At 31.6% G+C, this 21503-nt stretch carries 16 protein-coding genes; 7 read left to right on the top strand and 9 right to left on the bottom strand.

What is annotated here, in order from left to right:
- The first annotated feature begins 169 nt into the window (after window positions 1-169).
- Complete coding sequence (locus CW733_RS11700) at window positions 170-1147, top strand: sensor histidine kinase (protein WP_232730360.1); 978 nt, start codon at window positions 170-172, stop codon at window positions 1145-1147.
- Window positions 1148-1267: 120 nt separating this feature from the next.
- A complete protein-coding gene (locus CW733_RS11695) occupies window positions 1268-1963 on the top strand; it encodes a LytTR family DNA-binding domain-containing protein (protein ID WP_100997349.1) in 696 nt (231 codons plus the stop codon).
- Here the strand turns inward: CW733_RS11695 and CW733_RS11690 are convergent.
- The gene (locus CW733_RS11690; protein ID WP_100997348.1) at window positions 1949-2473 is read right to left on the bottom strand and encodes a GNAT family N-acetyltransferase; all 525 of its coding nucleotides are present in this window, start codon (window positions 2471-2473) and stop codon (window positions 1949-1951) included. The two genes, CW733_RS11695 and CW733_RS11690, sit on opposite strands and share 15 nt — an antisense overlap.
- Window positions 2474-2606: 133 nt before the next feature.
- Entirely contained in the window at window positions 2607-4697 is a 2091-nt protein-coding gene (locus CW733_RS11685) for a S46 family peptidase (protein WP_100997347.1), read from the bottom strand.
- A gap of 336 nt (window positions 4698-5033) precedes the next feature.
- Here CW733_RS11685 and CW733_RS11680 point away from each other — a divergent pair, with 336 nt between their 5' ends.
- The 3 genes from CW733_RS11680 to CW733_RS11670 all read left to right on the top strand — a co-directional run bounded on the left by CW733_RS11680 (window position 5034) and on the right by CW733_RS11670 (window position 7701).
- Window positions 5034-6176 carry a methionine aminotransferase gene (locus tag CW733_RS11680; protein ID WP_100997346.1) on the top strand — a complete coding sequence of 381 codons (1143 nt, stop codon included), beginning with the start codon at window positions 5034-5036 and terminating at the stop codon, window positions 6174-6176.
- A 266-nt stretch (window positions 6177-6442) separates the two neighbouring features.
- A complete protein-coding gene (locus tag CW733_RS11675) occupies window positions 6443-6838 on the top strand; it encodes a hypothetical protein (RefSeq protein WP_157811572.1) in 396 nt (131 codons plus the stop codon).
- Between the two features lie 80 nt (window positions 6839-6918).
- On the top strand, window positions 6919-7701 hold the full coding sequence (locus CW733_RS11670; protein ID WP_100997344.1) for an amidohydrolase: 783 nt from the start codon (window positions 6919-6921) through the stop codon (window positions 7699-7701).
- On the opposite strand, the gene CW733_RS11665 is transcribed toward CW733_RS11670, so the two are convergent.
- Window positions 7685-9298: an Ig-like domain-containing protein gene (locus CW733_RS11665; RefSeq protein WP_100997343.1), complete on the bottom strand. Its 1614-nt coding sequence runs from the start codon at window positions 9296-9298 to the stop codon at window positions 7685-7687. The genes CW733_RS11670 and CW733_RS11665 overlap by 17 nt on opposite strands.
- 105 nt (window positions 9299-9403) lie before the next feature.
- Window positions 9404-10081, bottom strand: coding sequence for a ComF family protein (locus CW733_RS11660; RefSeq protein WP_100997342.1), 678 nt, complete (start codon window positions 10079-10081; stop codon window positions 9404-9406).
- A 144-nt stretch (window positions 10082-10225) separates the two neighbouring features.
- Here CW733_RS11660 and CW733_RS11655 point away from each other — a divergent pair, with 144 nt between their 5' ends.
- On the top strand, window positions 10226-11131 hold the full coding sequence (locus tag CW733_RS11655) for a hypothetical protein (protein ID WP_100997341.1): 906 nt from the start codon (window positions 10226-10228) through the stop codon (window positions 11129-11131).
- A 65-nt stretch (window positions 11132-11196) separates the two neighbouring features.
- Window positions 11197-12741 (top strand): glycine--tRNA ligase, encoded by a 1545-nt coding sequence (locus CW733_RS11650; RefSeq protein WP_100997340.1) that lies wholly within the window; start codon window positions 11197-11199, stop codon window positions 12739-12741.
- A 103-nt stretch (window positions 12742-12844) separates the two neighbouring features.
- Here CW733_RS11650 and CW733_RS11645 read toward each other — a convergent pair whose 3' ends face one another.
- The 5 genes from CW733_RS11645 to CW733_RS11625 all read right to left on the bottom strand — a co-directional run bounded on the left by CW733_RS11645 (window position 12845) and on the right by CW733_RS11625 (window position 21436).
- The gene (locus CW733_RS11645; RefSeq protein ID WP_100997339.1) at window positions 12845-13390 is read right to left on the bottom strand and encodes a DUF3575 domain-containing protein; all 546 of its coding nucleotides are present in this window, start codon (window positions 13388-13390) and stop codon (window positions 12845-12847) included.
- Between the two features lie 119 nt (window positions 13391-13509).
- Window positions 13510-15483, bottom strand: coding sequence for a heavy metal translocating P-type ATPase (locus CW733_RS11640; RefSeq protein ID WP_100997338.1), 1974 nt, complete (start codon window positions 15481-15483; stop codon window positions 13510-13512).
- 16 nt (window positions 15484-15499) lie between these two features.
- Window positions 15500-16645 (bottom strand): efflux RND transporter periplasmic adaptor subunit, encoded by a 1146-nt coding sequence (locus CW733_RS11635; protein ID WP_100997337.1) that lies wholly within the window; start codon window positions 16643-16645, stop codon window positions 15500-15502.
- Window positions 16646-16729: 84 nt separating this feature from the next.
- A complete protein-coding gene (locus CW733_RS11630; RefSeq protein ID WP_100997336.1) occupies window positions 16730-21043 on the bottom strand; it encodes a CusA/CzcA family heavy metal efflux RND transporter in 4314 nt (1437 codons plus the stop codon).
- 66 nt (window positions 21044-21109) lie between these two features.
- Window positions 21110-21436: a hypothetical protein gene (locus tag CW733_RS11625; RefSeq protein WP_232730359.1), complete on the bottom strand. Its 327-nt coding sequence runs from the start codon at window positions 21434-21436 to the stop codon at window positions 21110-21112.
- Window positions 21437-21503 lie beyond the last annotated feature (67 nt).

The raw sequence follows: 21503 nt of genomic DNA, 5'->3' as shown, positions 1-21503 counted from the left end.
TGTTTTTAGATGAAATCAAAAGTAAATTGAGAATCAATAGTTTTCTAAAAATCTGTACAAACAACATACTTAAAGTAACAAACGAGATTAAACATGCCGTTTGCAATGTTTACATGGGTTTTTGTACTTTGTTTTTGATGGTTAAAGCATTTCTCACTACTTTTCAATTGTGAAACAAACCTTCTTTAAAAAACATGGCTCTCAACTATTGGTACACATCCTATTTTGGATGCTTTTTGTATTTGTATCATTATCTATTTTCTCAAGATATTATTGGAAAGAAAATCCGTTTTTACAGTATTTATCAATACTTGTAGTTATCGTTTATGTCAACAATTTCGTGTTATTACCTTTTTTCGTAAAGAAAAAATGGTACATCCCTTATGTGTTTGTATTTGCTATTATTTCCTTTTTTGCAACACAATTGTATTGTAATGTATTTGCGCAGTGTGGTTGTTCTATAATGAAATGCCTCAGCGATTACCTATGGCAAACCTTGGTGCCACTTATTTTCTTTTCGTTTGTATGGGTTTTGTATCGTTTTATCGACAAACAGGCTGAAGTGGAGCAGGTGAAAAAAGAACATGCAGAAATGGAACTAAAGTTTTTAAAATCGCAAATAAATCCGCACGTGTTATTTAATAATTTGAATACTATTTATTCTTATTCAATAGAAAAACCATCGGAAACACCAGAGCTTATTTTAATGCTTTCAGATAATTTAAAACATGTGTTATATGAAAGTAATGCTAAAACTATTTCACTTGAGAAAGAGCTTCAGTTTTTAGATAATTATATTAAGTTTCAACGCATTAGAACCGAAGGTGTAAAACAGATTTTTTATAAAACAGAAGTTCATTCTAATAGTGTGAAAATTGCACCTTTATTATTAATTACTATAATAGAAAATGCCTTTAAACATAGTACATTAAATAGCGATATTTCTATTGGTATTACTGAAGAGCATGGTGTTTTAGAATGTGTTTGTAGTAACGATTATAATAAAGAAAAAGTAAGTGCTACAGATTTTAAAATAGGTTTACAAAATTTAGAAAAACGATTACAATTAATATATAAAGACAACTATAGTTTCGATATTAAAAAGGCCGAACAATTTGTTGTGACTTTAAAATTAAATTTAAAATAAACGTTGTCAGTTCGAGTGAAATTGCTTTTTCGCAATTTTGTATCGAGAACCTTTAAAAGACTTCTCGATACAATTTTTTCATGCTTCAAAAATCACTCGAAGTGACATAAACATTAAACAATGACCTGTATAATAATAGAAGATGAAATTCCGGCTCAAAACATTCTAAAAAACTTTTTAGGTAAGCTGCCCAACGTGGAGTTAAAAGGCGCTTTTCAGTCGGCTACCGAAGCACGTTCGTTTTTAAAAAATGAAACTGTAGATTTTGTTTTTTTAGATATTAATTTGCCAGATATTTCAGGAATAGATTTTATTAAAACTATAAAAAATCCACCTGCTATAATAATGACAACTGCTTATCCTGATTATGCAGCAGAGAGTTTCTCTTTAGAAACAATTGTAGATTACTTAGTGAAACCATTTTCGTTTGATCGGTTTTTAAAAGCCATTAATAAAGCTGAAAAATTTATTGATAAATCACAAAACACTTCCGAAGAAACCAATAGTGAAATCTTATTTTTAAACGTAGATAAAACACATCATAAGGTTATTGTAGATGATATTTTGTTTTTAGAAAGCGATAGAAATTATATTACAATAGTTACAAAAACACAAAAGTTATCTTATATAGATTCACTTAAAAGTTGGGTTGAAAAACTACCAGAAACCAATTTTATTCAAATTCATAAATCGTTTATTATAAACAGTAACTGTGTGGATAAAATAGCTGGCAACACCATCTATATTGGTAGTAACAAATTACCAATAGGGAGAAGCTTTAAGCAAGAGTTATTAAAACGATTAAAAATTACTTAAGTCTAACTTCATTAAAGAATCTAGCTGTCTTTCGCTACCTAAATAAAAAGCATGAGTGTCGAATTGTTTAAAGCATAAGCGCTCGTAAAAACGAATTGCATTTTTGTTTTTACTCCAAACGCCTAACCATAAAAAGGAAGCGTTATGGGTTTTAGCTTGTGCAATTATTTCATTTAAAAACAGTTTCCCAAGTCCTTTATTCTGAAATTGAGAAAGTATATAAATGCGTTCTAATTCTATCGATTCTTGCTCGTAGATTTCATTTTGAGCATCTTTTACATTCAATTTAAAGTAACCAATAATTTGTTCTTCCGCGTAAGCGAAATAAAAAGTAGAATTAGGGTTTAATAGCTCCTTTTCTATTTGTTTTTTACTAAATGCTTTTTCTATGTAACTGTTAAATTCTTCTGGATTGTTAAGTGATCCAAAAGCATCAATAAACGTAGATTTAGAAATTGCTGTAAGTGTTTCTAAATTACTTAAATCGCATTTTTTATAGTTTATAATCATATAATTAAAGGTTCTCGATACAACGTTCCTTCGTTACGCCACTCGAACTGACAACTAGTTATATTTTAATATAACGTTTGTCATTTCGAGTGATTTTTGAAGCATGAAAAAACTGTATCGAGAAGCTAATAATTTACTTCTTTTTAGGATGCACCAATTTCATCTCATCAATCAATCTAGTAGCTCCTGCAAATTTATCTACAATAAATAGCACGTAACGCGCATCTACCATAATGTTTCGGCAAATTTCTGGATCGTAATTCATGTCACTCATTGTACCTTCCCAAACACGATCAAAATTTAAACCAACAAGGTTTCCATGTGCATCTATTGCAGGACTTCCTGAATTTCCACCAGTAGTATGGTTTGTTCCTAAAAAGCAAACTGGTACTTTTCCATTTTTGTCTGCATATTGTCCGTAATCTTTAGCGTCGTAAAGTTCAAGTAATTTCTTTGGTACATCAAACTCATAATCATCTGGTACAAATTTTTCAATCACACCATCAAGGTAACTTACAGGTTGATAATACACAGCATCTCTTGGTGCGTAACCACGAACTTGACCATAAGTAACACGAAGCGTACTGTTAGCGTCTGGAAAATAGCGTGCATCTGGTAATGCTTCCATTAAGGCAGTCATGTACTTAGTTTGTAATGCGGTTATTACTTCGTTTTTTTCTTGAAATTGAGCATCAATATTTTTATAATAATCTTCAATAATTGGCTTAGCATATTTGTAAGCAGCGTCTTTATTTAGTTTTTTTAATATACTTTTTTGGTCGCCTTCAAATAAAGTTAAAGTAGATTCTAAACTAGTAAAAGCAGTTCTGTCATAAATTGAAGCATCAATTTTAGACGAATACATTGGCATTACAGCTTTGTAAACACCTTTGTCTACAGTTGCATTAAAATTCTTATGAATTCCTTTTAATCTTGATATTGTTGATTCTTTTGCACGTTCAAAGTTATCTTCGTTAGCAATAATTGCAGCTTCCATTTGGTAGGCTCTAAATGTCATTTGCATTAACTCGTTGGTTACAATAAATACTTCAATAAAGTTTCTACGTTTAATGTTTACAGCTGAGAAGTCTTTGTAAAGCTTATCGAATTCAGGAAGGATATTCCCGTATTTATTAACCAAGTCTTTATTTTTTAAAGCAGTTGTAAATTCGGTTTCAAACTTGCGACGATTTGCAACAGCTTTACTTTTTTCAATACCTAAATTCTCACCAATCCACTTTTTCCATGCATTAGCAATTCTAGCTTGTTTAGATGCGTATTTAATACGTACATCATCACTAGATTTCATTGCAGCATCAATCACTTTTAAAGCCGCTTCGCGAATGGCAATATTACTAGGATTAAATTCTTTTGTAATATGCTCGATAGCAGCAGCTGGTAAATACTCGTTTGTACGTCCTGGAAAACCAAAAACAAGTGTAAAGTCGCCTTCTTCAATACCATCTAAAGAAATTGGTAAAAAATGTTTTGGCTTATATGGCTTGTTGTCTTTGCTATATTTTGCAGGTCTGTTATTTTCATCTGCATAAATTCTAAACATAGAAAAATCTCCTGTATGTCTTGGGAAAACCCAATTGTCTGTATCACTACCAAATTTCCCAATACTTGTTGGTGGAGCACCAACTAATCTAATATCTTCAAAACGTTCTGTTACAAATAAAAAGTACTGATTACCTTTATAAAAAGACTTTACTTTCGTGTCTTCCCAAGCTTCTTTAGTAGCTGCGCCTTCAACAGTATTACTGTTTTTACTAATTTGAGACTGTTTTTCTTTCTCACTCATAGTGTCTGTTACGCCAGATAATACTTGAGAGGTTATATCTTCAATACGCACTATAAATTCTATAAAAAGACCTTCGTTTGGTAATTCGTCTTCCAGATTCATTGCCCAAAAACCATCTTTTAAATAATCGTTTTCTAAAGATGAATGTGCTTGTATTTGCCCAAACCCACAATGATGATTGGTTAAAATTAATCCTTGATCACTTATTATTTCACTAGTGCAGCCTCCATTAAAATGGCCAATAGCATCTTTTAAACTTGAGTTATTAACGTCATAAATATCTTTAGCAGTTAATTTACTACCAAGATTTGTCATTTCGTCTTCGTTCATGCCCTCTAAAAGTGAAGGAATCCACATACCACCTTGTTGAGCGGAAACGTTAATTGTAATAAATAGTAAAATGAATTTTAAAAATTTCATAGTTGTTCTGTTTTTTTAATAGTCTCAAATATAAAAAATTGAGTGCTAAAAATTGTTAAAATGAAGCAATAAATAAGATGTTATCTACAAATATTAATCTGAGTAGCTCTCCTCTTGTTGCAAGCTGAGTAATGAATTCATATTCTTTTAAAGAATTTGAAGATAGAGGAGTTAATTCATGTTTTTAAATCAAACTATATAAGGGCTTACTAAAGCTACATTTGCACAAGTCTCCTTTCTCGCAAGCTATCCGAGTTTCATTAAAACGAAACATCATTATCCTTCAACCGAAGGAGGGAACTATAAACATTATAATTTTCTAGTTATATTTATAAAATGAAACACCAGTCTAAGCTTCCAAACGTAGGCACCAACATTTTCTCTGTAATGAGTATGTTAGCAAATAAGCACAATGCTATTAATTTATCTCAAGGGTTTCCTAACTTTAAAAGTGACCAAAAACTTATAGATTTAGTATCTCAAGCCATGAATTCCGGTTACAACCAATATGCGCCAATGCCAGGAAATATGGAGTTGAGAGAAGCCATTGCGAAGAAAATGGATTTATTATATAGTGCTACTTATAATCCAGAATCTGAAATAACAGTAACTGCTGGAGCAACACAAGCTATTTATACTATAATATCTACTTTTATAAGACCAAAAGACGAAGTGATAATTTTTCGCCCAGCTTATGATTGCTACGAACCAGCAATAGAACTTAATGGCGGAAAAACCATTTCTATACAATTAGAAGCTCCATATTATAAAGTGAATTGGGAAGCCGTAGCAACCTGTTTTTCTGCCAAAACAAAAATGATAATAATAAACACGCCACAAAACCCAAGTGGCTCTGTGTTTTCTAAAACTGATCTATTAGAACTTCAAAAACTAACAGAGAATACAAACTGTATAGTTTTAAGCGACGAAGTTTACGAGCATATTATTTTCGATGGTTTAGAGCATCAAAGTGTTTGTAAGTTCTCAGATTTGAAATCACGAAGTTTTATTACAGCTTCATTTGGTAAAACATTTCATAACACAGGATGGAAAGTTGGTTATTGCTGTGCTCCAAAAGAATTGATGGACGAGTTTAAAAAAGTGCATCAGTTTAATGTGTTTAGTGTAAATCATCCAACTCAAAAAGCATTAGCAGACTATTTAAAAGATCCAAATAACTATATGGGTCTTTCAGAGTTTTATCAATCCAAAAGAGACTTGTTTTTAAGTTTAATAAAAAATTCACGCTTCAAGTTTAAACCTGCAAAAGGAACGTATTTTCAGGTATTAGATTTTTCTGAAATTACACAAGTAAGTGATATTGAGTTTGCAAAACGATTAACAATAGATCATGGTTTAGCGTCAATACCATTATCGGTTTTTAACGATAATAATAAAGATGATAGGGTGTTGCGTTTTTGTTTTGCAAAAACAGATGAGACACTTAAAAAAGCAGCAGAAATAATTAATAATATATAGCAATAATATTATTTTGGCAAAATATTTGATTAATAAATTGTAACTAAAATAACAAAACAAATAATAATGAAAAATGTAATTTTACTAGCTTTCTTTTAGGATTAAACTTTAGTATTAGTGCACAAGAAGTTTTAAGTAATGGAAAGACTTACCAAGTTGTAAAGAGTGAAATTCTTTTAGATGGAGAAGATGTGTCTTCAACTTTTACCGAAGACCAAAAAGTTGAAATGTTTAAGCAAGCAGAAAAAGTAACCGACGCTGTTAAAATGAAAGAAGATGCTATTGAGAAAGCTAAAGAAGAAGTAGAGAAGCAGGAAAAGGAATTAAAAGCAAAAGAGAAGGAAGAAAAAAAGTTAAAAAAAGTAGAAAAGAGTAGAGAAAAAGAGCTTAGAAATGCTGAAAAAACACAGATAAAAGCAGAAAAAGAGAAGAAAGCAATAGAAAAAGAGCTAAAAAAGAAAGAAAAGGCTGAAAACAAGAGGGAATCTGCTGAGAAGAATGTTAGTAAAGCTAAAGATCGATACGAGTCTCAAAAGAAGAAATTCGAAAAGCTTAAAAGAAAAGGTAAGCTTTCACCAGGCTACCATGAAAAGTGGGAGAAGAAATTCGAAAAGCTAAGAAGTAATATAGCTAAAGCAGAAAAGCGTTTAGGTAAGCTTTAAATATGTTAGAAATTTTTAAATGTCGTATTAAGAAATAAATATTTTTTAATACGACATTTTGGTTTTAAATTGTAATCATTATGAATGAAAATTTTAAAATAGCGATAGTACAATCTAATTTAGTTTGGGAGAATGCGGTACAAAATCGCATTAACTTTCAAACTAAAATAGATGCTATTGTTGAGTATGTAGATCTTATTGTTTTGCCAGAAATGTTTACTTCTGGTTTTAACATGAATGCTAAAGCCATTGCTGAAACTATGAAAGGAGAAACGGTTGCTTGGATGCAAGACTTGGCCAACCAAAAACGAACAGCAATTGTTGGGAGTATTGCTGTTTTAGAAAATGATAAGTATTATAATAGATTACTATTTGTAAAACCAAATGGCGAAATATTACAGTATAATAAAAGACATAGCTTCTCACTCGCAGGTGAAGATAAAGTCTTTACTGCAGGAGCTAAAAAAGTAATTATTGAGTATAATGGCTGGAGTATTTGTCCGCAAGTATGCTACGATCTTCGTTTTCCTGTTTGGGCTAGAAATACAGAAGATTACGATGTATTGCTTTATGTTGCTAATTGGCCAAAACAAAGAATTGCAGCTTGGGACGCTTTATTAAAAGCACGTGCAATTGAGAACATGAGTTATTGTGTTGGTGTAAACAGAGTAGGATTAGATGGCAATAGTTATGAATATCCTGGGCATTCTGCAGTTTACGATGTTTTAGGTAAAAAACTAACTACCGAAAACAGCAATAAAGAAGTCACTGAAATTGTAACATTAAATAAATCTCACATCGAAAAAAACCGAAGACATTTAGGGTTTTTAAACGATAAGGATTCTTTTAATCTAACAATTTAAGTGTTGTAATTTCATCGAAACCAGCAGTGCCTTCAATAACATCTGGATGATAACTTACGCGTTCTGGTTGGATACCTTTTAAGTAATCTCCAGTATCGTATTTCCCGTTTTTATTAGTATCGTAAATTACACGTAAAAAGAAATTTTTAGGATCTAAAAAGTTAAAATCTACAGGTTGTGCTTTTTCAATGTATTGTTCTGCAATGACTTCATATTTAGAATCTGTAAGCTGAACAATTACAGGATATTTTGCATTTACCAATATAATTCTAGAGTTAAAGTATTTGTATTCAGTTTGCGTTTTAACGCTGTAATTAAGTGTGTCGTTTGTGTTATTAAACAAATCGGTTAAAGCATATGGAAGCACTTGTATTTTATACTGGTTATCTACCGTTTTATTAAACTTAAGAGCGTAGCTGTTTTTTAAGCTATTATACTCCGTTTTAAAATCTACTAAAGCCGAATCTTTATCGCGAATTGCAATTTTATTTTCATCTATTTTTTCAAAAGGAATATTGGCAGTAATAAAAAAATCTTTTTCTACACCAATAGTGCCTTTTGGATCGGAATTTACTATTAGAGAATCGCGCTCTTTGTCTTTTATTCTTACTGTAAACGTGTCTATAACTTTACGATTAGTGACTTTAAAAATTAAAGAATCGACCGTCAATTTCGGATTGTAGTAGTACAAAAGCGAATCGGTTTTTTCATCTTTATAATAACGACCTTTAAAACTATCTATTACTTTCGAGAGTAATTCTATTTTAGTGTTTTTGTAATCGCCTTCGTATCCAAAAATTATTTTTTCGCCAGCAACTAAGCTTGGTTTTGAAGCTCTGTAGTTTGGTGCTTCAGCAAATAATTTAAGCTCAAAAGTTTTAGATGTGTCTTGAGGTAGTGTTATTGGTGTTTCATAAAATGCTATTTTTTCATTTTTTTGCTGAAACTTATTATCTCCGTTTTCATCTTTTAAGGCGCGAAGCATATATTTACCTGCTTTTATATTTTCAATTTTAAAATTTGTTGTACTGTCTAGTGTATTAGTAATATAATTTGGCTCTCTTTTATATAGCAACGAATCAGAATAAGTAGAATCCATTTCATATAAAGCAACCGAAACAAAATCATCAACTTCAGGATTTAAAGCATCTTTAATATTTCCTTTTACAGAAAGTGAATCTATATAGGATCCTGTTGAAAAAACATATCTGTAATATTTAAATGGGTTTTCCTCGTTGTTATCCACAATACTATTTCCAAAATTAAAGGCATACGTAGTATTTGGTTGTAGTGTGTCGAAAATTTTAATTGTAATATATTTACTAGCAGAACCAAGAGGTGTAATGTCTGGTTGCGTTTTCATTGGTGGTGAAATAACGAGTTGCTTCGTAAGGTTTTTAGTTTTTATATACTCATCGAAATAAATTCGAATCTCTTTACTATTAAAATTAGTAGTGTAATTTTCTGGGATAGATTTAACAATAACAGGTGGTAAAATATCTTTTTCTCCACCATCTGGTGTACCTCTATTGGCACAGCTAGCAATAATTAGCGTAATAGAAATAAAAAATAAAAAATTGTAAAACCCGTTTTTCATGCTTGAATTTATTGTTCGCAAAATAACAACATATTTGTAAAGTAACACAAATAGTGTTCTATTAAACGTAGTATTTATAAAGAATTTAACATAAAACCTACAGTCTTAAGCAATTGCCATTGTAGCAATACTGATTTTTATGTTTTCGGCTTTGTTTAACTCTAGTATGCAGGCTTCTAAAGTTGCTCCAGTAGTAATGATATCGTCTACTAAAAGAATGTGTTTTCCTGCTATTTTTTGTTTGTTAGATAGTGCAAACGTATCGTTTTTACCTGTCCAACGCGAAAACCTATTTTTGGTAACTTGAGATTTTGTATTTGTTACTTTAATTAATATATCGTCTATATATTGAGCTTGTAAAGCAGTTGCTATTTCTTCGCCAAACTTAGTGACTTGGTTGTAGCCTCGACTTCTCAATTTCTTTTTGTGTAAAGGTACAGGAATAACAATATCTATGGAAGAATAGTCTTCGCAATCACTTAGTTCTGCACCTAACCAAGTGCCTAATAAAGCGCCAACTTGTTGCTGTTCTTTATACTTTAATTGATGTATTAGCTGTTGTGTAATCCCTTTTTTTTCGAACCGTAGTAAAGCTGTTGCAGTTTCAATTTTAGCTCTTCCATAAAACAATTTTGAAATAAAGTTGTCTTGAGTTAAATGATAATTTGTTAATGGTAGTTTATGTCTACAAGTTGTACATAAGTGTTTTTCGTTATCAATTAGTTGTAATTGACACGTTAAGCAAACTTTTGGAAAGAATAGGTTTACAAGAGCTTTAAGCATTTCAAGCTCTAAAGTAAGCTAAGTATTTGTTTTTTAGATGTATTATCTTTTTTATTATAACTTCAACAATTAAATTATCGTTTCATCGATTTTAATCATCAATCAAAATCTATTTATTTAGTTTTGATGATTAATTAAATTAAGATGATAGTTAACCCTCAATTATTTAACTATAGATTAATTATTGGTTCATTGGTTATAGCAATTGTAATTCTAGGCTCTTTTAGCTACACGAGTTACAATATTTTAAAAGAAAATCAGGTGTTTATTGAACAAGAAAAAATTCTTGTTGAAAGTGAATTATCCGAAATGATTTCAAGTTACGACGCAGTAGATGTAAAAAGTGCCTTTATTGCGAAACAATTAGAAGAGACAAAATCTAAAATTTCAAGAATTTTAGATTCTGTAAAACTTATAAAACCCAATGCGTCTTTAATATCTAAATATAGAGCACAAATAAAAGTGCTTAAGCAAGAGAATGTGCAAATATTGGCCTTAGCAGATAATTTGGCAGCCGAAAACACTTCACTTAAACAGCAAACTAAGGAAATTACAAGTCACTTAGTCGAGACTAAAACTATTGCGAATACACTTAAAACAAAAAACGAAACACTTGCAGAAACAAATCTCCATTTAAAAGAAGATTTAGAGAAAGCAAAGCAATTAATCGTTACAAATATTGTTGCTAAAGGCGTAAAAAGAGTAACATCTTCTAATAGAATTGTAAATACCAGAAACGTAAATAAAACAAATAAATTTCAAGTTTGTTTTACACTTGCTAAAAACGAGTTACTCCAAAAAGGGAGAAAAGAACTCTATATTCAAGTGTTAGATTCTAAAATGAATGTTGTTGCAGATAAAGGCACATTAAATTTCGGAAAAACATCTTTAATATATTCTGCTATTGAAACAGTAGATTATAATAACGAAGATATGGATATCTGCTCTTTAATAGATAAGGGAACAGAAAAGCTAACAAAAGGGGCTTATTTTATAAGTGTATTTTACCAAGGAAAAAAATTAGGAAGAACAACCATAGAATTAGAATAAGAATATCCTTTAATATTATTAGAAAAACCATTCCATATTTGGAATGGTTTTATATTTTTGTAGTTATGGCAAATCAAGACGATCAATTTAAAAAAGTAATCTCTCATGCAAAAGAGTATGGTTACGTATTCCAGAGTAGTGAAATTTACGATGGACTTAGTGCAGTTTACGATTACGCACAAAATGGAGCAGAATTAAAGAAGAACATTCGCGATTATTGGTGGAAAGCCATGGTGCAAATGCACGACAATATTGTTGGTATCGATTCAGCAATATTTATGCATCCAACCACTTGGAAAGCCTCTGGACACGTAGATGCCTTTAGTGATCCATTAATAGATAATAAAGATTCTAAAAAAAGATATCGTGCAGATGTTTTAGTTGAAGACTATTGTGCTAAAATTGAAGCTAAAATTGATAAAGAAGTTAAAAAAGCAGAAAAACGTTTTGGCGATACTTTTAATAAAGATGAATTTATAGCGACTAACGGAAGAGTTCTTGGTTATCAAGAAAAAATTGATAGCATTTTAAAGCGTTTAGGAAAATCTCTAGAAGCAGAAGATTTAGCAGATGTTAAAGCATTAATAGAAGAGCTAGAAATAGCTGATCCTTTAAGCGGAAGTCGTAATTGGACAGATGTTAAGCAGTTTAACCTAATGTTTGGTACTAAGTTAGGAGCAAGTGCAGAAACAGCAATGGATTTATACTTACGTCCAGAAACAGCACAAGGTATTTTTGTAAACTTCTTGAATGTGCAAAAAACAGGAAGAATGAAAATTCCTTTTGGTATTGCACAAACTGGAAAAGCTTTTAGAAATGAAATTGTTGCAAGACAATTTATTTTCAGAATGCGTGAGTTTGAGCAAATGGAAATGCAATTTTTTATCAAACCAGGAACACAACAAAAATGGTTTGAGCATTGGAAAGAAACGAGAATGAAATGGCACCTTTCTTTAGGGATGGGAGAAGATAACTATCGTTTTCATGACCATGAGAAATTAGCGCATTATGCAGATGCTGCAACAGATATTGAGTTTAAATTCCCTTTTGGGTTTAAAGAATTAGAAGGAATACATTCTCGTACAGATTTCGATTTAAAAGCACACGAAGAATTTTCTGGTAAAAAACTGCAATATTTCGATCACGAAGAAAATAAAAGTTACACACCTTATGTTTTAGAAACTTCTATTGGTTTAGACAGAATGTTTTTAGCAGTATTCTCTAATGCCTTAATGGAAGAAGAGCTAGAAAATAATACAACAAGAACAGTTTTAAAATTACCAGCAGTTTTAGCTCCTGTAAAAGCAGCCGTTTTTCCTTTAGTAAAAAAGGATGGCTTACCAGAAGTAGCAAAAGAAATTATTGAAGATTTAAAATGGGATTTTAATGTATTCTATGATGAAAAAGATGCAGTAGGAAAACGTTATAGAAGGCAAGATGCTAATGGTACACCTTTTTGTATTACTGTAGATCACCAAACTTTAGAAGATAAAACAGTTACTATTCGCCACAGAGATACTATGGAGCAATCTCGTGTTAAAATTGAAGATTTAAAAGATATAATTAAAGCTGAAGTTGATGTTAAGCATTGGCTAATGCGCATGAAGTAATCTATTTCTTTGTTTGCGCTGAATTGACTTCAGTAAAATAAATGATTTAAAATAAATGCCCAAACTGGTAAGTTTGGGCATTTTTATATGTACACGTTTTAGATTAGAATCTATAGCCTAAGTTAAAACCAAATTTGCCAACTAATTGGGTACTGGTGTTTTGGTTATTAAATAAATTTCTTCCAAGCCCTCCATTAAGTTCAAAAACAAATCCGCTTTTTGAAACCCATTTACCTCCTAAACCAAAACCTAGAGCAAAATCTGAAACGTTTTTACTTCTAAAAGAATTAGAGCCACCACCTATTAAAGCCTCTCTTTCTTCAATAGAGTTTAACATTCCAAAACCTTCCACAAAAAAACCAGCTGCATATTTTTCGCCAAAAAAGATTCTGTAATATGGAGAGATATAATAATTTAATCTAGTGTCTAGATTTTCTTTGTCAAAAGGAAAAAGAACAGAGATGCCAGCAGAAGACTCTTTATTAAGATTTCTTTCGTAAACAGCTTCAAAAGCTCCAGCTAAAAGCATAACACCATTAAGTTTTAATTCGTTATGTTTTTCATAGTTAACAGTTGTTTTAATTTCTTCTTGTGCTTTAACAGTGATTATTGAAAACAATAAAGTAGAGAATATCAATAATTTTTTCATTTATAAGGTGGTTTAGTTTATTAATAGGTGCCAATGTCTAGAAAAGGTTGCTTACAAAGATGTTAAATTTTCATAAAAAACGGACTTTAAATTGTGCGTATCTGGTGTGTATGGTTTTGTTAATTTTCCTTGTAAGCCAGCAAACGCAAAGCATTTAAAACTACAATAACAGTCGAGCCTTCATGAAATAAAACGGCTAAACCAATATTGGTTAGTCCAAAAATAGTAACAGGAACTAGTATGGCTACAACACCTAAGCTTATAAAAATATTTTCTTTTATAATCCGTTTGGATGCTCTACTTAATCCAATAACAAACGGTAGATTTTCAATTTTATCAGACATTAGTGCAACATCTGCAGTTTCTAAAGCTACATCACTTCCCGCAGCTCCCATTGCAACACTAACTGTGCTTAAGGCCATTGCTGGAGCATCGTTTACGCCATCGCCAACCATTGCTATTTTTCCATCTGTTGCTAATAAGTTTTTAATAGCAGCAACTTTATCCTCAGGCAGTAAGTTTCCTTTTGCTTCTGTTAAACCAATTTGCTTTGCAATAGCATTTCCAACATTTTGATGGTCTCCAGTTAGCATAATCATACGCTTTATCCCAATTGCTTTTAGTTTTTTAAGCGTATCTGCTGCTGTTTTTCTTGGTACATCCATCACGCTTAAAACACCTATAATTTCTTTTTTAAAAGCCACTAACATAACCGTATGTCCGTTTTGTAAAAGACTGTCCATTTGTGTGGTTATAGAATTTGCAACAGCAATACCTTCATCTTGCATCAATTTTAAATTACCAATAAAAACGGAAGCATTTTCGTATTTAGCCGTAATTCCTTTTCCTTGAATGGCTTTAATGTTTGTAGCAGTGTTTTTATAACTAATGTTATGTAGTTTTGTAATGTCTTTTGCTATAGCTTTTGCGAGTGGATGATTACTTAAGCTTTCTACTTCTAAAACTATTTGTAGAAATTTATTTTCTTCAAAATTATTTAGAGCAATAACGTTGGTTAGCTTCGGTTTCCCTTCGGTTAAAGTTCCTGTTTTATCAAATGCAATGGTGGTAATGCTTCCTAAATCTTCTAACGCTTTCCCGCCTTTAATTAAAACACCTTTTTGTGCTGCTCGCGCAATTCCGCTAAGTACAGCACTTGGTGTGGATATTGCTAAAGCACAAGGACTGGCAGCTACTAAAACGGTTATTGCTCTGTATAAACTTTCGTTAAATGTTTCGTTTATAATTAGATAAGCAAAACATAAAATTATGACAACAATTATTACAATTGGAACATACCATTTTTCAAATTTTTTGGTTAAACGTTGCGTTGGTGATTTCTGCGTTTCTACCTCACTCACCATTTTAATTAATCGAGCAACTGTAGAGTCTTGACTTAGTTTTAAAACATGCACTTCAATGCTGCTATCTCCATTTATGGTGCCAGTAAAAGCTATATGTTTTTTATCTATATGTTTAAATTCTGGTAAATTTTCTGTTGAGGCAATTGCAGATTTATCTACAGGCATACTTTCTCCAGTAATAGGTGCTTGATTTACACTACTATTTCCAGTTACAATAACGCCATCTGCGGCTATTTTGGTGTTAGGTTTAACAACAATTACATCTCCAATTTTTAAATCTTCAATGGGTGTTTCTGTTATTTGATGTCCTTTTTTAACTAATGCTGTTTTAGGAGATAAATCACTTAAAGCTTCAATAGATTTTTTAGCTTTATTCATAGCATAATGTTCAAGTGCATGACCTAAACTAAATAGAAACAGAAGTAAAGCACCTTCAGCCCAACTACCAATATAAGCTGCGCCAATTGCAGCAGCAATCATTAAAAAATCTATATCAAAACTACCTTTACGTATTTTTTTAAAGGCTTCAATTGATATAAAATAGCCGCCAAAAAAGTATGCGATTATGTAACTGCTTAATGATGTCCAATCTGGAAAATTGCTTAGTTTTTTAATAGTAAAGCCAAGCACTAAAAAAATACCACAAAGTATAGCAAAATAGAGTTCTGTTTTTTTACCAAAAATGAGGTTAGGACTATGGTTGTGTACTTCCATTTTATGAGTATTCATTTATTTTATGTAACTATTAATGACTGTGCTCACTTTCGTTATCATTTAGTAGCATGCTTGTACCTTTAACCAAAACTTGTTTATCTTTTAAGGTCGCTATATTTAAAATTTCTACATTAGTTTCTGTTTGCTTTCCAAGCTCTAATTTAATCTTTTCTAATTGAAATCCCTCACCATGTTGTTCTTCTAAAATTAAAACAAAATGGTCGTCACCAATTTCTATTATAGCTTCTTTTGGTAAGCCTAATCCTTTTTTGCTGTCAATAATAATATCGGCATCCACAAACATGCCTACTATAAAGTTTTCCTTGTCGTTATCTACATGTCCATGTACTTTTACACGTCGTGTTTGCTCGTCAATTGTAGTACCAACTAAATGCACCTCTGCTTCGTATTTTTTGTTTGAAGCTTCAGGTATTTTAAATTCGATTTTTTGATCTTTTTTAATTTTCATAATATCCTTTTCAAAAACAGATAATTCTAAATGAATATGATCAATATCTATAATTTCCATAATCACATCACTTGGCGAAACATACGTGCCGTTACTTACGTTAACCTTAGTGATATGGCCATTTATTGGAGCATACAAGTTTATAGTTGAAGAAATTCGGCCTTGTTCCACAGTGCTAGGATTAAGATTTAGCATTTGTAGTTTTTTACGTAATCCGTTATAATGTGCTAAGTTACTTTTGTAAGCGCTTTTGGCTTTTAGATAGTTTTTTTCTGAAGTAATTTTTTCGTCAAACAGAGTTTTTTGTCTCGTGAATTCCGATTTTAAATAGCTTAATTGCTCTGAAACTTCTAAATAGTTTTGCTGAATCTCAACAAATTCTGTGTTTTCTAAAGTAACTAAAAGCTGCCCTTTTTTTACTTTGTCTCCAATTAATAGTGGTGTTTTGGTAATATAACCACCATTAAAAGTAGTGACGCTAGATTTATTATGCGGTGGCACATCTATCATTCCGTTTACTTTTACAGTTTCGTTAAAATTGTATTCTGTTAACGTTCCAAAAGCCATTTTTTCACCTTCAAATTGTGCTTTGGTTATAATTATTTCATTATTATGTGTTTCCGTTTCAGGAATTGCTGTGTCTTTTTTTTCTGAATTTCCGCAGGCTGCAAAAAGCATTGAAAATAGTACTATATATATGTTTTTCATGTGTTATTATTTTTAATGGTAACATGTTGTTCGAAATTAATCATTTAGTTAAATGAGGAACTTTTTAACATGCTCGTTTCTTCTTTATAATGTTAAGTGATTGATGGTAATAACCGTTTGGTTGTATTGGTTTAATTGCTCTAAATAATTAAGCTGAATATCTTTTGCCGTTTCTAAACTTTGAATGTATTGAAAGAAATCAATCTCACCTTCCTTAAAGGTTCTGTTTGCTGTTTTTATAATTTCTTCGGAAAGTGTTTGTCCTTGTGTTTTATAATAGGTTATAGCTTCTTCATATTGCTGAAGCTTTGCCAATAAGGATTGGTGTTCTGCGTTTAATTGCGCTTTGTAATCTTGCTTTTGCTCAACAATCACTTCTTGTGCAATTTTTGAAGCTTTAATTTTCGAGCGTTGACCACCAAACAGAATAGGGATTTTAAGACCTAATTGATAACCTTTAATATTATCGTTTAAACCATCGTTGGTTCCTTGAAAATATTCAGCATTGAGATCTGGTAATAAGTTTTGCTTCTCTAATTTGGTTTGTGCTTTCTGATAATTAATAGAGGCATCGAAAACCGATAAGCCAACATTTTGATTCACCGATAAACTCTCTATTTCTAGTTTTTCAAGTAAACCATCTGCAATAGTAATAGAATCTACTTGCACTACTTTTTTAAGATGCGCTGTAGATAATTTTACTTCTTGAAGTACTTGTTTATAAAGCGTTTCTAATTGTTTTTGTTTGGATTGTGCTGTAATCATTTCTAAGTAATTAGTTTCACCCAAATCAAACCTTCGTTCTGCTTTTCTTGCAAATTCTTGATAGAGGCTATCTAGATATTTATAGTTTTCTGCTTTATTCTTCGCATAGCTTAATTGATAATAATTAGTATAGACTTGCTTTTTGATGTATTGTAACTGCAAGCTGTAATTAGCTTCTTGTACACTTACTTTAGATTGGTTTAATTTCTTTTCTGCAAAATAAACTGTCGGAAATTTAAAGTTTTGCGAGATTCCAAAAACCTTAAGAGGCTTATTGTTTACAGCTAAATTGCTTTCGTCATAATTATAATATATATTGGTTTTGTCGAAAGTAAAAGCAGAACGAACAAACATATTTGCTTGATCAATTTTTAGATTTTCAGCTTTTAAACTCGCGTTGTTTTCTATTGCTAATTCTAAAGTTTCGTTTATTGTTAATGGTTTATTTTGCGCTTGAATATTAAATGTTAGCAGTAAAATAATAATTGTTGTAGCTGTTTTTTTCTTCATTTTAAAGTCTTTTTTTTCTTCAAACCAAGCGTACAAAACAGGTAAAACTACTAAGGTTAATAAAGTTGCAGTAACCAATCCTCCAATAACGACTGTTGCCAAAGGACGTTGCACTTCTGCTCCTGCATTTGTAGAAATAGCCATTGGTAAAAAACCTAAAGCAGCAGCAGCTGCAGTTAATATAACAGGGCGCAAACGTTCGCTTGTTCCTCTTTTAATCCGTTCGTTAATGTTGGTGATGCCTTGAGATTTTAATTCTTTAAAATGTTCTATTAATACAATTCCGTTTAAAACGGCAATTCCAAACAATGCTATAAAGCCAACACCAGCAGATATACTAAATGGTAAATCTCTAAACCAAAGCAACAATACACCACCAACAGCAGATAGCGGAATAGCAGAGTAAACAATAAGTGCTTCTTTTACAGAGTTAAAAGCGAAATAAAGCAAGATAAAAATTAGTAATAAGGCAATAGGAACTGCTACTATTAATCTGTCTTTTGCACTTTGTAAATTTTCAAACTGTCCACCATAGGTAATACTATAGCCAGCTGGTAATTTTAGTTTGCTGTCTATTATGTCTTGAATGTCATGAACCACAGATTGTAAATCTCGATTCCTCACATTTACACCAACTACAATACGTCTTTTTGTATCATCACGCGATATTTGAGCAGGTCCAGTTGTATAGCTTATTTCGGCTAATTCGCTAAGCGGAATTTTATTTCCACTTGGTGTATCTACGTATAAGTTTTGAAGACTTTCTATGTTTTTTCTATTATTCTCTTGTAAACGAAGCACTAAATCGAAGCGTTTTTCACCTTCAAAAACATTTCCAACTGTTGCACCAGCAAATCCCATGGAGATAACACTGTTAACATCAGAAATATTGAGTCCGTAACGTGCAATTTTACTTCTATTAAATTTCACGCTCATTTGTGGTAAGCCTTCTACCTTTTCAACAGAAAAATCTGTAGCACCTTCCACGTTTTCAATGAGTTCTTTAATTTCATTTGCTTTATTAGCTAAAACGGCTAAATCTTCCCCAAAAATTTTAATAGCAACATCTGCTCTAACACCTGTAACTAACTCGTTAAATCGCATTTCTATGGGTTGTGTAAACTCAACTTCCATTCCTGGAATTACGGATAAGGCTTCTTTAAATTTATCGGCTAATTCATCTTTGTTTTTCGCAGACGTCCATTCGTTTTTTGGTTTCAGTTTTATAATAACATCACTTTGTTCCATAGACATAGGGTCTGTAGGTACTTCTGCTGCACCAATCCTGCTGACTACTTGATCTACTTCTGGGAAATTATCTAACAATATTTGTTCAATTCTTGTTGTAATTTCAATAGTTTTTCCAAGCGAGGTTCCTGTTTTTAAAACAGGTTGAATAACAAAATCGCCTTCATCTAAAGTTGGAATAAATTCACCTCCCATTTTACTGAATACCCAAATACTAGAGGCTAATAAAATAGTAGAAAGAATGATTACTATTTTTTTACTACCTAAAGCCCAATTAATAATAGGTTGGTAAGCATTGTTTAGCCATCTCATTAGTCTAGCTGATATATTCTTGTCAGACAGTATGCTGGGTTTTAAAAATAACGAAGACACCACAGGAACATAGGTTAAGCACAAAATCATAGCTCCTATTAACGCGAAACTAAAGGTCATTGCCATGGGTTTAAACATTTTGCCTTCAATACCACTTAAAGAAAGAATTGGAATAAACACTATAAGGATTATTAATTGTCCAAAAATGGCAGAGTTCATCATTTTTGAAGCACTTTTTAGTGTTATTTGGTCAATTTCAGCTTGTTTTTTGTTTTTGCTTATTCCAGAAAGATGTGCCGATTTGGACATGATTTGAAACGCAATAAACTCGACAATAATAACTGCGCCATCTATTATAATTCCAAAATCGATTGCACCTAAACTCATTAAATTTGCATCCACACCAAATTGACGCATAAGAATAATAGCAAATAATAAACTTAAAGGAATCACGGAAGCAACTACTAAACCAGAACGCCAATTACCAAGTAGTAACACCACTACAAAAATGACGATTAAAGAGCCTAGTATTAAGTTTTCGGCAACCGTAAATGTTGTTTTTCCAATCAGTTCACTACGTTCTAAAAAGCCATTAATATAAACGCCTTCTGGCAATGTGCTTTGTATCGAGGCAACACGTTCTTTTACGGTGTCGATGACCTCTTTAGAATTCCCATCTTTAAGCATCATAATTTGACCTAATACTTTTTCGCCTTCACCATTTCCAGTTATTGCTCCAAAGCGCGTCGCGCTACCAAAACCAACTTTGGCAATGTCTTTAATATAGATTGGTGTACCATCGTTTTTTACAACAATGTCTTCAATGTCTTTTAGTGAACCCACTAAACCTTCACCACGAATAAAAAAAGCTTTGTCATTTTTTTCAATATAACCACCTCCAGAGACACTGTTGTTTTTTTCTAAAGCCTCATAAATCTCTGCAATAGAAATGTTCATGGCTGTTAGTTTGTTTGGGTTGATTGCAACTTCGTATTGTTTTAAAAACCCTCCCCAAGTATTAACTTCTACCACACCAGAAATTCCTGATAATTGGCGTTTTACTATCCAATCTTGAATGGTGCGTAAATCGGTTGTGGTATACTTGTCTTCATAACCAGGTTTTACATCTAAAATGTATTGATAAATCTCACCTAAACCTGTGGTTATTGGACCCATTTCTGGCGAGCCAAAACCTTCTGGTATTTGCTCTGAAGCAGATTTTATTTTTTCTGCAATAAGCTGACGTGGTAAAAAAGTACCCATATCATCATTAAATACAATAGTAACAACAGATAATCCGAATTTTGAAACAGAACGAATTTCTTCAACACCTGGCAAATTTGCCATTTCTAGCTCTACAGGATAGGTAATAAATTGCTCTACATCTTGTGTAGAAAGATTGCTAGAAGTTGTAATAACCTGCACTTGGTTATTGGTAATATCTGGTACTGCGCCAATTGGTATTTGGGTTAAAGAGAAAATACCAAAACCCACAATAAAGGCAGTAAATAAGAAAATAATCAGCTTGTTATTTAAGCTGAATTTGATAATGTTTGTTAACATAATTCATAATAATTTAAGAAATAATAAATGCCTATTTTGTAAAACAGGATTAAAATCTAAAATAAATTATGCGTATTTGGGCGGTTGAAAAATAGATGTTTTTTCCGAATCTGTTAGTGTTTCAGTATAATGAAAGTTAAAAGGAATTTCGATAAACTCGTAATAGGTAAATTCGAAATTATTAGCAACGCTTATAAAAGAAGTATTAATATGCGTGCACATGTGATGACCATCCTTAAATGGTAAGTCTTCATGTTCTTTGTGATTATTTTCGTGGGTGTCTCTAGCGTCTCCATAATGTTCAGCTAAAAACTGAAAAAACGTATCTCCATACATTTCTTCATGAAAATTGGCATGTTCTAGCAATACACTAAACTTAGAAATGTCTTCCAAGTTTATGTTGAAACTCTGAATGAGAATCAAAAATGAATATGTGATGGCTAAAATTTTGCTCATAATT

Source organism: Lacinutrix sp. Bg11-31 (assembly GCF_002831665.1).
Classification (GTDB): Bacteria; Bacteroidota; Bacteroidia; order Flavobacteriales; family Flavobacteriaceae; genus Lacinutrix.
This window is presented reverse-complemented; position numbering and strand designations above follow the sequence as displayed.